Here is a 12,216-nt window from a genome sequence, read left to right on the forward strand (position 1 = left end):
TGGGGTGAGGGCACGCCGAGGCAGGCTCCTCGCCCCGATCACCCCAGGCGCTGCAGCTGCGCCTGCATCTTTTCGAGCGTGGCCGTGAAGTCGGCGATGCGCTTGCGTTCCTGCTCGATCACCGCCGGCGGCGCCTTGGCGACGAAGGCCTGGTTGGCCAGCTTGCCGTTGGCCTTCGCGAGTTCGCCCTGCAGGCGGCCGACTTCCTTGGTCAGCCGCGCCTTTTCCGCGGCGACGTCGATTTCCATGAAGAGGCACAGGCGTGCGTCGCCGGCGACGGCCACCGGCGCCACGCCGGCGGCGGCGGCCCAGGCCGCCTCGTCGTCGAACACGCGCACTTCGCTCAGCTTGGCCAGCGCCTGCAGCACCGGCGCCGCCGCGCGGATGAAGGCGGCATCCCCCACCACGTAGGCCGGCAGCCGCGTGCCGGGCGAGACGTTCATCTCGCCGCGCAGGTTGCGGCAGGCATCGACCACCGCCTTGAGCCGCGCCATCCAGGCTTCGGCCTCGGCGTTGACGTTCGCCGGGTTGAATTCCGGGTAGGCCGCCACGCTCACCGACTGCCCCGGCTTGCCGGCCACCGGAGCGACCTTCTGCCACAGTTCCTCGGTGATGAAGGGGATCACCGGATGCGCCAGGCGCAGGATCGCCTCCAGCACGCGGATCAGCGTGCGGCGCGTGCCGCGCTGCTGCGCCGCGTCGCCGGACTGGATCTGCACCTTGGCAATCTCGAGGTACCAGTCGCAGTACTCGTCCCACACGAACTGGTAGATCGTGCTGGCCACGTTGTCGAGGCGGTATTCGTCGAAGCCCCTGGCGACGTCCCGCTCCGCCTGCTGCAGCAGCGAGACGATCCAGCGGTCGGCGCTGGTGAGGCTCGCGTCCTGCTCGGCGAGGTCGTGCCCCTCGCAGTTCATCAGCACGAAGCGCGTGGCGTTCCAGAGCTTGTTGCAGAAGTTGCGGTAGCCCTCGCAGCGCTTGGCATCGAAGTTGATCGAGCGCCCGAGCGTGGCCAGCGCCGCGAAGGTGAAGCGCAGTGCATCGGCACCGTAGGCGGGAATGCCCTCAGGGAATTCCTTCTCGGTGTTCCGGCGCACGACGGGCGCCGTTTCCGGCTTGCGCAGGCCGGTGGTGCGCTTGTCCAGCAGCGGCGGCAGCGCGATGCCGTCGATCAGGTCCACCGGGTCGAGCACGTTGCCTTCCGACTTGCTCATCTTGTGGCCGTGCGAGTCGCGCACCAGGCCGTGGATGTAGACGTCGCGGAACGGCACCTGGCCGGTGAAGTGGGTCGTCATCATGATCATCCGGGCGACCCAGAAGAAGATGATGTCGTAGCCCGTCACCAGCACGGTGGAAGGCAGGTAGAGCGACAGGTCCTGCGTCTTCTCCGGCCAGCCGAGGGTGGAGAAGGGCACCAGCGCCGAGGAATACCAGGTGTCGAGCACGTCGGGGTCGCGCGTGAGCGTGCGCCCGGGCGCCTGGGCCTGCGCCTCCGCTTCGTTGCGGGCGACGTAGACCTTGCCCTGCTCGTCGTACCAGGCCGGGATCTGGTGGCCCCACCAGAGCTGGCGCGAGATGCACCAGTCCTGGATGTTGTTCATCCACTGGTTGTAGGTGTTGACCCAGTTCTCCGGCACGAAGCGCACGGCGCCGCCTTCGACGGCATCGATCGCCTTCTGCGCGATGGACTTGCCCGTCGGGTCCTGGTCGCTCACCTTGGTCATCGCAACGAACCACTGGTCGGTGAGCATCGGCTCGACGACCTGCCCGGTGCGGGCGCAGCGCGGCACCATCAGCTTGTGCTTCTTCGTCTCGGCCAGCAGGCCTTGCGCATCGAGATCGGCGACCACCTGCTTGCGCGCCGCGAAGCGGTCCATGCCGCGGTAGGCCGCCGGTGCGTTGTCGTTGATCTTCGCGTCCAGCGTCAGCACGCCGATCAGGGGCACCCGGTGGCGCTGGCCCACCAGGTAGTCGTTGGGGTCGTGCGCCGGCGTGACCTTCACTACGCCGGTGCCGAATTCGCGGTCGACGTAGTCGTCGGCGATGATGGGGATCTCGCGGTCGCACAGCGGCAGCTTGACCGACTTCCCCACGAGGTGCCGGTAGCGTTCATCCTCGGGATGGACCATCACCGCGACGTCGCCCAGCATGGTCTCGGGGCGCGTGGTGGCGACGGTGAGCTGGCCCGAGCCGTCCGCCAGCGGATAGTGGATGTGCCAGAGGAAGCCGTCCTCCTCCTCGCTCTCCACTTCGAGGTCGGAGACGGCGGTCTTGAGCTCCGGGTCCCAGTTGACCAGGCGCTTGCCGCGGTAGATGAGGCCCTGTTCGTACAGCCGCACGAAGGTGTCGGTCACGACGTGCGAGAGCTTCTCGTCCATCGTGAAGTACTCGTGCGACCAGTCCACGCTGTCGCCCATGCGGCGCATCTGCATGGTGATGGTGTTGCCCGACTTCTCCTTCCACTCCCAGACCTTCTGCACGAAGGCGGGGCGGCCGAGGTCATGGCGGCTGAGGCCTTGCTCCTGCAGCTGGCGCTCCACGACGATCTGCGTCGCGATGCCGGCGTGGTCCGTGCCCGGCACCCACAGCGTGTTGAAGCCGCGCATCCGGTGGTAGCGCGCCAGGCTGTCCATGATCGTCTGGTTGAAGGCGTGCCCCATGTGCAGGGTGCCCGTGACGTTCGGCGGCGGCAGCTGGATGGCGAAGGAGGGCGCGCCTTCCTGCGGCGCGCCGGTGCCGCGGTAGCCCGCCCGGGCGTAGCCGCGCTGTTCCCACAGCGGGCCCCAGCGGGCCTCGATGGCGGCGGGCTCGAAGGATTTGGAGAGGCTGTTCAGGCCGGGTTGTTCGGTGCTCACCCGGGGATTTTACGGGGCGTCGCCCCGGGGTGCAGGGTAGGCTGGCGGTGACGCGCGCCAGCGCCGGAACCCCAGCGCTTGCGGCGCTTTGCGTGGCGCGAGAGGCTCACCGCCAGCAACGCTGGGGTTTGCGCTGGCGCGGCTCACCGCCAGCAACTACGGACCGGCGGACGGAGAACGGCTACGAAGGCACCGCCTTCGCCGCCTCCACGCACTCCTTCAGCACCTTCGCATCCCCCACCTGGTTCGCCAGGATCAGGATCAGCCGCGCGTTCAGCATGGCGGACTGCGCCGCGTCCAGGTCCTGGTGCGCATCCAGCAACTGCTCGTAGAACGCGTCGGCATCCTGGAAATTGAGCTGGCTCTTCATGCGGATTCCTCCTCCAGCGCGGCGCCGAGCGCCCGGCCCACCGCGTGCACCAGCGAGGCGTCCACGCTTTCGCCGGTGGCGGCGACGTAGCTGTCCGGCCGCAGCAGCGCCCAGGCATGACCGAAGACATGGCAGGCGCCCTGCAGGTGCCCCTTGGGGTCGCGCACGTATTCGACGGCGCCGGGCCGGTCCTCGGCATCGAGCACCTGCACCGCGCGCAGCGGCGCGCTCGCCGTCAGGCCCGCGAGTCGCTGCAGCGCGGTGGCGCTCGCATTGCCGAACACCAGCACCAGCAGACGGCCGTCGGCCCAGCGCAGCAGGTCGTTGACGATGCCTCGCGAGCCGTCCGGCCATTCGAACACCACGTTCTGCACCGACAGGCCTCCGGTCGCCTCGCAGGCGCTGGAGCGGGTGTAGGGATTGGCGATCGCCATGCGCCCGGTGTTCACCAGTTGCCGTGCGAACAGGTGCTGGCGCGCGAGGCTCAGCGTCGCGTCGCGGAACAGCTTCTCCATGGCCGTGGCCGGGCGCAGGAAGCGCGCCGTGCGGTTGGTCACCTTCACGTTCTGCTGCGCGGCGTCGTGCCGCTCCTCGTGATAGCTGTCCAGCAGTGCGGGCGCGGCGCGGCCCTTCATCACGGCGGCGAGCTTCCAGGCGAGGTTGTCCGCATCGGCGATGCCCGTGTTGCCGCCGCGCGCGCCGAAGGGGCTCACGACCTTGGCCGAATCGCCCATGAAGTAGACGCGGCCGTGCCGCATGCGGTCCACGAATTCGCTGCGGTAGGCATACGGCCCCACCCACACGATCTCGACCTCGCAGTCGGGGCCGAACTGGCGCGTGAGGCGCTCGCGCACCAGTTCCTGGCGGCTCACTTCGGCGGGATCGGCGTCGGGCGCCATCTGGTAGTCGATGCGCCAGACGTTGTCGCCCATGAGGTGCTGCCACACGGCGCGGTTCTCGTTGAAGGGCGCCTCGATCCAGGTGTGGCGCTCCACCGGCGGATGCTTGCTGAAGCGCACGTCGGCGATGCACCAGCGGTCGTCGCCCTTCTTCGCGGTGACGGAGGCGCCCACCCACTGGCGGAACGGGCTGTGGCAGCCGGTGGCATCGATCACGTGGTCGGCGCGCAGCTGGTAGTCGCCGGCCGGCGTGCTCACCGTCAGCGTGGCGCATTCCTGGTCCTGCGTGAAGGCGGTGACGCGGTTCTTCCAGCGCAGTTCCACGTTGCCGAGCTCGTAGATGCGCTCGACGAGGTAGCCCTCGATGTAGAACTGCTGGATGTTGATGAAGGGCGGCTGGGTGGAGAGGTTGAAGGCGCCCTGCTGCTTGAGGTCGAAGGAGTAGACCTCGTCCGCGCCGGCGAAGGTGCGGCCCACGCTCCACTGGATGCCCTTGGCCGCGATGCGCTCGTAGATCCCCAGGCGGTCGAAGATCTCCAGCGACTTCTGCGAGTAGCAGATGCCGCGCGAGGAGGCGCCCTTGACGCCCACCGTGTTGTCCTCGTCCAGCAGCACCGCGCTGATGCCGTACTGCGCCAGCGCGCAGGCCAGCGTGAGGCCGCTGATGCCGCCGCCCACGATCACGATCTCGTGGTGGCTGGGCTGGCCGGCGGCAATCTCCGGCGGCTCCTGGAACGGGTACTCGGGCAGCGCGTAGCCGCTGCCCTGCGTGAACTCGTAGCCGTTCGTATGCGCCGTCTCGGCGTAGCTTTCCGCCATTCCCACTCCTCTCGGGGCGAAGTCGATGACACGCTTCGCTGATGACCTGTCATTCTGTCATCGCGCCGCGCAGCGGCGAAGTCATTTCGTCATCGCTTCACCAGCTCCGGGCGGTCGTTCTGCTGCGGCTTCAGCGGTGCATCCCCCTTGCCGGCAGCGCGTTCCTGCCGCCATTGCTCCTTGCGCGCCGTCCATTCGCGCAGGCGCGCGTGCGCCGTCCTGCTCTCCTGCAGCATCTGGAATTCGTCCGCGAGCTGCGCCGTGAGCTCCAGGCGCACGCCGTTCGGGTCGAAGAAGTAGATGCTGTGGAAGATGTGGTGGTCGGTCACGCCCAGCACCTCGACGCCATGGGCCTCCAGCCGCGCCTTCATGTCCTGCAGCGCCTGGATCGAGTCGACCCGGAAGGAGATGTGGTTCACCCACTTCGGGGTGTTGGGCGAGGGCTCGCAGGCCTGGTCGTCGCCGAGGTCGAAGAAGGCGATGAACGAGCCGTCCTGCAGGCGGAAGAAGAAGTGGGTGTACGGGCAGTATTCGCCCGTGCTGGGCACGTGGTCGCTCTGGATGATGTGGTACAGCGGCAGGCCCAGGATGTCCTCGTAGAAGTGGCGCGTCTCTTCCGCGTCGCGGGCGCGGTAGGCGTAGTGGTGCAGCTGGTGGATGGGCGCGGGTGCGGGCAGGGCGCTCCGGTCCTGGGGAACGGCGGCCATGGGAACTCCTGTTCGACAATGCGTGACCGATTTACTTTACCGTAATGGTCGGCCGTGCTCGCATGGCGGCGCGCTTAGGCGTAGAGTGTTATCGGTTGTGCTTTGTCGATAGTGAAGCGCAATACGCCGCATTGAGTGCGGCTATTAGACGGCGCGCGCGGCGCTCACTACGCTTGTTGCGTCTTCGGCCTCGTCGAGGCAAGGCATCCTGTCCATCACCACGAAGGAGATTTCCATGGCAGCACTGAAGGGGTCCAGGACCGAAGAGAACCTGAAGGCGGCTTTCGCGGGCGAATCCCAGGCCAACCGCCGCTATCTCTATTTCGCCAACAAGGCCGACGTGGAAGGCCAGAACGACGTGGCGGCGCTGTTCCGTTCCACCGCCGAAGGCGAGACGGGCCATGCCCACGGCCACCTCGAGTGGCTGGAGCAGGTGGGCGACCCGGCGACCGGCCTGCCGATCGGCAGCACGCGCGACAACCTGAAGGCCGCCGTGGCCGGCGAAACCCACGAGTACACCGACATGTACCCGGGCATGGCCAAGGCCGCCCGCGAGGAAGGCTTCGACGAGATCGCCGACTGGTTCGAAACCCTGGCCAAGGCGGAGCGCTCCCACGCCAACCGCTACACCAAGGCGCTGAACGAACTGGCGGACTGAGATCGAGCGTTGAGCGTCGGGCGTTGAGCGTGCGCTCAGCGCCCTTCGCTGAGTGCTCTCCCGCTGAACGCTGAACGCCGAACGAACAACGGAGATTCCATGTCTGTCCGCGAAGGCAGTCTCGAGGCGCCCACGCGCCACCCGATCGACTGGAAGAACCCGGAGTACTACGACGAGGAGAAGTGCTTCAAGGAGCTGGAGCGCATCTTCGACATCTGCCACGGCTGCCGCCGCTGCGTGAGCCTGTGCAAGTCCTTCCCGACGCTGTTCGACCTGGTCGACGCCGGCAAGTCGGGCGAAGTGCACGACGTGGAGAAGCAGGACTACTGGAAGGTGGTCGACCACTGCTATCTGTGCGACCTGTGCTACATGACGAAGTGCCCGTACGTCCCGCCGCACCAGTGGAACGTGGACTATCCGCACACCATGCTGCGGGCCAAGGCGATCAAGTACCGCAAGGGCGGCGTCGATGCCGGCGCGAAGCTGCTGGCATCGACCGACGTGCACGGGCAGTTCGCCGGCATTCCCATCGTCACGCAGCTGGCCAACGCGGTGAACCACACGAAGCCGGCGCGCGCGCTGCTGGAGAAGACCTTGCACGTGGACCGCGACGCCTGGCTGCCTGCGCTGGCCACCCAGCGCTTCCGCAGGGCGGCGCCCAAGTCCGCGGAGGTGCCCGTCCGGGACGGCCAGCGCACGCCGGGCAAGGTCGCCGTCTTCGCCACCTGCTACGTCAACTACAACGAGCCGGGCATCGGCCTCGACCTGCTGAAGGTGCTGGACCACAACGACATCCCGTATGTCGTGGTGAGCAAGGAAAAGTGCTGCGGCATGCCCAAGCTGGAACTGGGCGACCTCGAGTCGGTGGACGCCGCCAAGCGCGCCAACATCCCAGTGCTGGTGAAGTACGCGCGCGAGGGCTGGGCGATCCTCTCGCCGGTGCCCAGCTGCACGCTGATGTTCAAGCAGGAGATCCCGCTGATGTACCCCGACGAAGTCGACGTGCAGGCCGTCAAGGAGGCGATGTGGGATCCCTTCGAGTACCTCACCTCGCGCCGCCGCGACGGCCTGCTCAAGACCGAATTCCCGCGGCCGCTCGGCAAGGTGAGCTACCACGTCCCCTGCCACCAGCGGGTGCAGAACATCGGCCGCAAGACCGAGGAACTGCTCAAGATGGTTCCCGGCACCACGGTGCACACGAACGAACGCTGCTCGGGCCACGCGGGCACCTACGGCGTGAAGAAGCCCACGCACCAGGCCGCCATGCAGATCGGCAAGCCCCTGTTCAAGCGGATGGCGGACCATCCGCAGGGCGGTGCGCCCGACTACATCAGCTCCGACTGCGCGCTCGCCGGGCACCACATCGCCCAGGGCTTCGACGTCAACGCACTCGGGGAGCCGCAGCTGCAGCATCCGCTGACGCTGCTGCGCATCGCCTACGGCCTGGAGTGACCATGCAACTCACCGGCAGGATCGCAGTCGACAACCTGATGACGCTCGAGGCGTACGCGAAGTGGCGCAAGACGCACAAGCCGGAGGTGATCGCCCACCGCAAGCTGCGCAGCGTGCAGCTGGGCGAGCACATCAACGTGCAGTTCGAGAGCGAGCTCACGATGCGCTACCAGATCCAGGAGATGCTTCGGATCGAGAAGATCTTCGAGGAGGAGGGCATCCAGGCCGAGATCGATGCCTATGCGCCGCTGGTGCCGGATGGCGGCAACTGGAAGGCCACGATGCTGATCGAGTACCCCGACGAGAACGAGCGCCGGCGCGAACTCGCCCGCCTGATCGGCGTGGAAGACCGCATGTTCGTCGAGGTGGAAGGCCAGCCGCGCGTTTACGCCATCGCCGACGAGGACCTCGAGCGCGAGAACGCGGAGAAGACCTCCTCGGTGCATTTCCTGCGCTTCGAGCTCACCGGCGCGATGCGCGAGGCGGTGAAGGCGGGGGCCGGGGTGAAGGTCGGGTGCGACCACACGAACTATCCGGCGCATGTGGCGGTGGGGGCGGAGACGCTCGCCTCGCTCGCGGGGGACTTGAAGTAGGCTGGCGGTGGAGCGCAGCGAAACCCCGGCGATGCGCGGAAGCGCTGGGGTTCGCGCTGGCGCGGCTCACCGCCAGCCTACGGATACCGCAGCGGATCGCGGCGCCTACACCGGCGAAAACAACTCCACCCGGTCCGTGATGATCCCCTCGGTCCCCAGCGCGATCAGCCGCTGCGCTGCCCAGTCGTCATTCACCGTGTAGCTCAGGCAGCGCATCCCCGCGCCCTGCACCTGCCGCACCGTGTGCGCATCCCACAGCGCGTGGTTGCACACGATGGCCACGCAATCGAGCGAACGGGCGATGTCGAACCAGCCCTCCCACAGCGTATCGAGCAGGAGCCCGCGCGGCAGCTCGGGGCGGGCGGCTTGGGCCGCCTGCAGCGCCTCGGGGCGGAACGACGTGAGCAGCGGGGGCACCGCCTCGTTGGCCCAGATGCGCGCCGCGTACTGCGCCACCACCTGCCCGGTCGGGCGCTCCTGGCCCGGCGTCGGCTTGATCTCCACGTTCAGCAGGTAGCGGTTCGCCAGGCAGAAGCGGGCGACGTTCTCGAAGGTGGGCAGCGGCTCGCCGGCCCAGGCGCGCGAGTGCCAGCTGCCGGCATCCAGCCGCGCCAGCTGCTCCCAGGGCTGGTCGCCCCCGAGGCCGACACCGTTGGTGGTGCGCTCCAGGGCCGCGTCGTGCATCAGGAAGGGCACGCCGTCGGCGGAGAGCTTCACGTCGCACTCGAACATGCGGTAGCCGTGCGCCGCGCCGACGCGGAACGCCGCCAGCGTGTTCTCCGGCGCCAAGCTTCCAGCTCCCCGATGCGCGATCCAGCGCGGATAGGGCCAGTGCCGGTTCTTCACCCTGCCATCCTCCTGCCGCTTTCCGCCTCGAACCAGTGCACCCGGTCTTCTCGCGGGCGCACGCGGATCCACTCGCCCGGCTCCGGCGGGCGGCGGTTCTCCTCGACGCGCACGATCACCTGTTCCTCGCCCAGGCGGCCGTAGATCAGGCGCTCGGCGCCCAGCAATTCCACCGTCTCGGTGCGCACTTCCCAGCCGCCGTCGCCGACGTCGAGATGCTCGGGGCGCACGCCCAGCAGCGCGCCCGTGCGTCCGCCGGGCGCATCCTTCAGCAGGTTCATCGGCGGCGATCCGATGAAGCTGGCGACGAAGGTCGATGCCGGCCGGTGGTACACCTCCTCGGGCGTGCCCAACTGCTCCATGCGCCCCGCGTTCATCACGATCATGCGCTGCGCCAGGGTCATGGCCTCCACCTGGTCGTGCGTGACGAACAGCGAGGTGATGCCCAGTTCGCGGTGCAGCTTCTGGATCTCGATGCGGGTCTGCGCGCGCAGCTTGGCGTCGAGGTTGGACAGCGGCTCGTCGAACAGGAAGACCTGCGGCTGGCGCACGATGGCGCGCCCCATGGCCACGCGCTGGCGCTGGCCGCCGGAGAGCTGGCGCGGCTTGCGCTCCAGCAGGTGCCCCAGCTCCAGGATGGCCGCCGCCTTGTCGACCCGGGCGCGGATTTCCTGCGCCGGCAGCTTGCGGATCTTCAGGCCGTAGGCCATGTTCTCGAACACGCTCATGTGCGGATAGAGCGCGTAGTTCTGGAACACCATGGCGATGTCGCGCTGCGCCGGCTCGAGCTCGTTGACCACGCGGCCGCCGATCTCGATCTCGCCGCCGCTGATCTCCTCCAGGCCGGCCACCATGCGCAGCAGGGTGGACTTGCCGCAACCCGAAGGCCCGACGATGACGACGAACTCGCCCTTGGCGATCTCGGCGCTCACGCCGTGGATCACCTGGACCTGCTGCTTGCCTGCGCCGTAGCGCTTGATGATGTTCCTGAACGAAATCGCTGCCATGGTTATTTTTCGGTGTCCACCAGTCCCTTGACGAACCACTTCTGCATCAGGACCACCACCAGGGCCGGCGGCAGCATGGCAAGCAGCGCCGTCGCCATCACGACGTTCCACTCGTTGGCGGCGTCGCCGCCGGCGATCATGCGCTTGATGCCGATGACCACCGGGTACATGTCCTCGCTGGTGGTGACGAGCAGGGGCCACAGGTACTGGTTCCACCCGTAGATGAACTGGATCACGAACAGGGCCGCGACCGACGTCGTGGACAGCGGCAGCAGGATGTCCTTGAAGAAGCGCATCGGGCCGGCGCCGTCCACGCGTGCGGCCTCCACGAGTTCATCCGGAACCGTGAGGAAGAACTGGCGGAACAGGAAGGTCGCCGTCGCGGAGGCGATGAGGGGGATGGTCAGGCCCGCGTAGGTGTTCAGCATCCCGAGGTCCGAAACCACCTTGTACGTCGGCATGATGCGGACTTCCACGGGCAGCATCAGCGTGAGGAAGATCGACCAGAAGCAGAAGCTCTTGAAGGGGAAGCGGAAATACACGATGGCGAACGCCGACAGCAGCGAGATCGCGATCTTGCCCACCGTGATGACCAGCGCGCAGACAAGGCTGACCCACAGCATGCGCGCGGCCGGCGCCGTCGAACCCGCACCGGTGCCCCCGCCGAACAGCGCGTCGCGGTAGGTGTTGACGAAGTTGCCGCCCGGCAGCAGCGGCATCGGCACCTGCACGATCGCTTCGGCCGTGTGCGTCGATGCTACGAACGCCAGGTACAGCGGGAATGCCACGATCAGCACCCCGAGCAGCATCACCAGCTGGGTCAGGACCTTGAGCCCGACGCTGCGTTCAACCATGGTTCCTGCTCCGCATCAGTACTGGACCTTCTTCTCGACGTAGCGGAACTGGATCACCGTCAGCACGATGACGACGGCCATCAGGACCACGGACTGCGCCGCCGAACCGCCGAGGTCGCCGTTCTTGAAGCCGTCGGTGTACACCTTGTAGACCAGGATCATGGTGTCCTGGCCCGGGCCGCCCTGGGTGGTGGCGTCGACGATGCCGAAGGTGTTGAAGAACGCGTGGACGACGTTGATCACCAGCAGGAAGAAGGTCGTCGGCGACAGCAGCGGGAACTGGATGCTCCAGAAGCGCAGCCAGGGCCCGGCGCCGTCGATCGCGGCCGCCTCGATCAGGCTCTTGGGGATCGACTGCAGGCCGGCCAGGAAGAACAGGAAGTTGTAGGAGATCTGGTTCCAGACTGCAGCCATGATGATGAGCGCCATCGCGTCGTTGGAATCCAGCATGTAGTTCCAGTCCAGGCCGAGCCGTGCCAGGGCGAACGACACCACGCCGAGGGTGGGGGAGAACATGAAGAGCCAGAGCACGCCCGCGACGGCGGGGGCGACGGCATAGGGAACGATGAGGAAGGTCTTGTACACCATCGCCGCGCGCACGACGCGGTCGGCGAACACGGCCAGCAGCAGCGACACGCCGATGCCCAGGGCCGCGACCATCACCGAGAAGAACGCGGTGATCCTGAAGGAGTCGAGGTAGGCCGAACCGCTGAACAGCGCCTTGAAGTTCTCGAGGCCGACCCACTCCGTCGACATGCCGAAGGCGTCCTGCAGCTGGAAGGACTGAAGCATGGCCTGCCCCGCCGGCCAGAAGAAGAACACTCCGATCACCAGCAATTGCGGTGCCAGCAGCAGCCACGGCAACCAGGCGGAACTGAAAAGGACCCTCTTCTCCATGGGGCGCTATTGTGTCCGATCGTGATGTTCGCTTTTCAGGCTGCGCGCGCCGCGAAGCCGGATGGGGACGCCCTGGATTCCCGCCTGCGCGGGAATGACGGGAGTGCGCGTCTCCCCGACTTCGTCATCCCCGCGGAGGCGGGGGGCGGTCTCAACCCGTCAATGCAACGGTGGCTGCCAGCCTTTCGGCTGGTGACTCGAATCCCAAAGTCTCTCTGGGACGTGTATTGAGCTTTCTGGCGACCTGGTCTAGCTGCTC

Annotated in this window: 11 protein-coding genes; 3 read left to right on the forward strand and 8 right to left on the reverse strand. The window is 67.4% G+C overall.

Features of this window, described 5'->3' with window-relative positions; translation table 11 throughout:
- Nucleotides 1-38: 38 nt before the first annotated feature.
- The 4 genes from JI746_RS26620 to JI746_RS26635 all read right to left on the reverse strand — a co-directional run bounded on the left by JI746_RS26620 (nucleotide 39) and on the right by JI746_RS26635 (nucleotide 5,650).
- Entirely contained in the window at nucleotides 39-2,855 is a 2,817-nt protein-coding gene (locus tag JI746_RS26620; RefSeq protein ID WP_201693346.1) for a valine--tRNA ligase, read from the reverse strand.
- 181 nt (nucleotides 2,856-3,036) lie between these two features.
- Nucleotides 3,037-3,225 (reverse strand): DUF2783 domain-containing protein, encoded by a 189-nt coding sequence (locus tag JI746_RS26625; RefSeq protein ID WP_201693347.1) that lies wholly within the window; start codon nucleotides 3,223-3,225, stop codon nucleotides 3,037-3,039.
- The gene (locus JI746_RS26630) at nucleotides 3,222-4,943 is read right to left on the reverse strand and encodes an FAD-dependent oxidoreductase (protein WP_201693348.1); all 1,722 of its coding nucleotides are present in this window, start codon (nucleotides 4,941-4,943) and stop codon (nucleotides 3,222-3,224) included. The genes JI746_RS26625 and JI746_RS26630 overlap by 4 nt, the downstream gene beginning before the upstream one ends.
- A gap of 89 nt (nucleotides 4,944-5,032) precedes the next feature.
- Nucleotides 5,033-5,650, reverse strand: coding sequence for a VOC family protein (locus JI746_RS26635; RefSeq protein ID WP_201693349.1), 618 nt, complete (start codon nucleotides 5,648-5,650; stop codon nucleotides 5,033-5,035).
- A gap of 235 nt (nucleotides 5,651-5,885) precedes the next feature.
- Here JI746_RS26635 and JI746_RS26640 point away from each other — a divergent pair, with 235 nt between their 5' ends.
- From JI746_RS26640 to JI746_RS26650, 3 genes are all read left to right on the forward strand, one after another.
- Nucleotides 5,886-6,308, forward strand: a complete 423-nt coding sequence (locus JI746_RS26640; RefSeq protein ID WP_201693350.1) for a rubrerythrin family protein — start codon at nucleotides 5,886-5,888, stop codon at nucleotides 6,306-6,308.
- A gap of 99 nt (nucleotides 6,309-6,407) precedes the next feature.
- Nucleotides 6,408-7,760, forward strand: coding sequence for a heterodisulfide reductase-related iron-sulfur binding cluster (locus JI746_RS26645; protein ID WP_201693351.1), 1,353 nt, complete (start codon nucleotides 6,408-6,410; stop codon nucleotides 7,758-7,760).
- Between the two features lie 2 nt (nucleotides 7,761-7,762).
- A complete protein-coding gene (locus tag JI746_RS26650; protein WP_201693352.1) occupies nucleotides 7,763-8,353 on the forward strand; it encodes a DUF3501 family protein in 591 nt (196 codons plus the stop codon).
- Nucleotides 8,354-8,458: 105 nt separating this feature from the next.
- On the opposite strand, the gene ugpQ is transcribed toward JI746_RS26650, so the two are convergent.
- Genes ugpQ through ugpA form a run of 4 tightly spaced genes read right to left on the reverse strand, consistent with a single transcriptional unit; the run spans nucleotide 8,459 to nucleotide 11,957 of the window.
- Nucleotides 8,459-9,199, reverse strand: a complete 741-nt coding sequence (gene ugpQ, locus JI746_RS26655; protein ID WP_201693353.1) for a glycerophosphodiester phosphodiesterase — start codon at nucleotides 9,197-9,199, stop codon at nucleotides 8,459-8,461.
- Nucleotides 9,196-10,206 (reverse strand): sn-glycerol-3-phosphate ABC transporter ATP-binding protein UgpC, encoded by a 1,011-nt coding sequence (gene ugpC, locus JI746_RS26660; RefSeq protein ID WP_201693354.1) that lies wholly within the window; start codon nucleotides 10,204-10,206, stop codon nucleotides 9,196-9,198. The genes ugpQ and ugpC overlap by 4 nt, the downstream gene beginning before the upstream one ends.
- A gap of 2 nt (nucleotides 10,207-10,208) precedes the next feature.
- Complete coding sequence (ugpE, locus tag JI746_RS26665) at nucleotides 10,209-11,060, reverse strand: sn-glycerol-3-phosphate ABC transporter permease UgpE (protein WP_201693355.1); 852 nt, start codon at nucleotides 11,058-11,060, stop codon at nucleotides 10,209-10,211.
- Between the two features lie 15 nt (nucleotides 11,061-11,075).
- Nucleotides 11,076-11,957, reverse strand: a complete 882-nt coding sequence (ugpA, locus tag JI746_RS26670) for a sn-glycerol-3-phosphate ABC transporter permease UgpA (RefSeq protein ID WP_201693356.1) — start codon at nucleotides 11,955-11,957, stop codon at nucleotides 11,076-11,078.
- Between the last annotated feature and the right edge of the window lie 259 nt (nucleotides 11,958-12,216).

It is taken from the genome of Ramlibacter alkalitolerans (assembly GCF_016722765.1).
GTDB classification, from domain to species: domain Bacteria; phylum Pseudomonadota; class Gammaproteobacteria; order Burkholderiales; family Burkholderiaceae_C; genus Ramlibacter; species Ramlibacter alkalitolerans.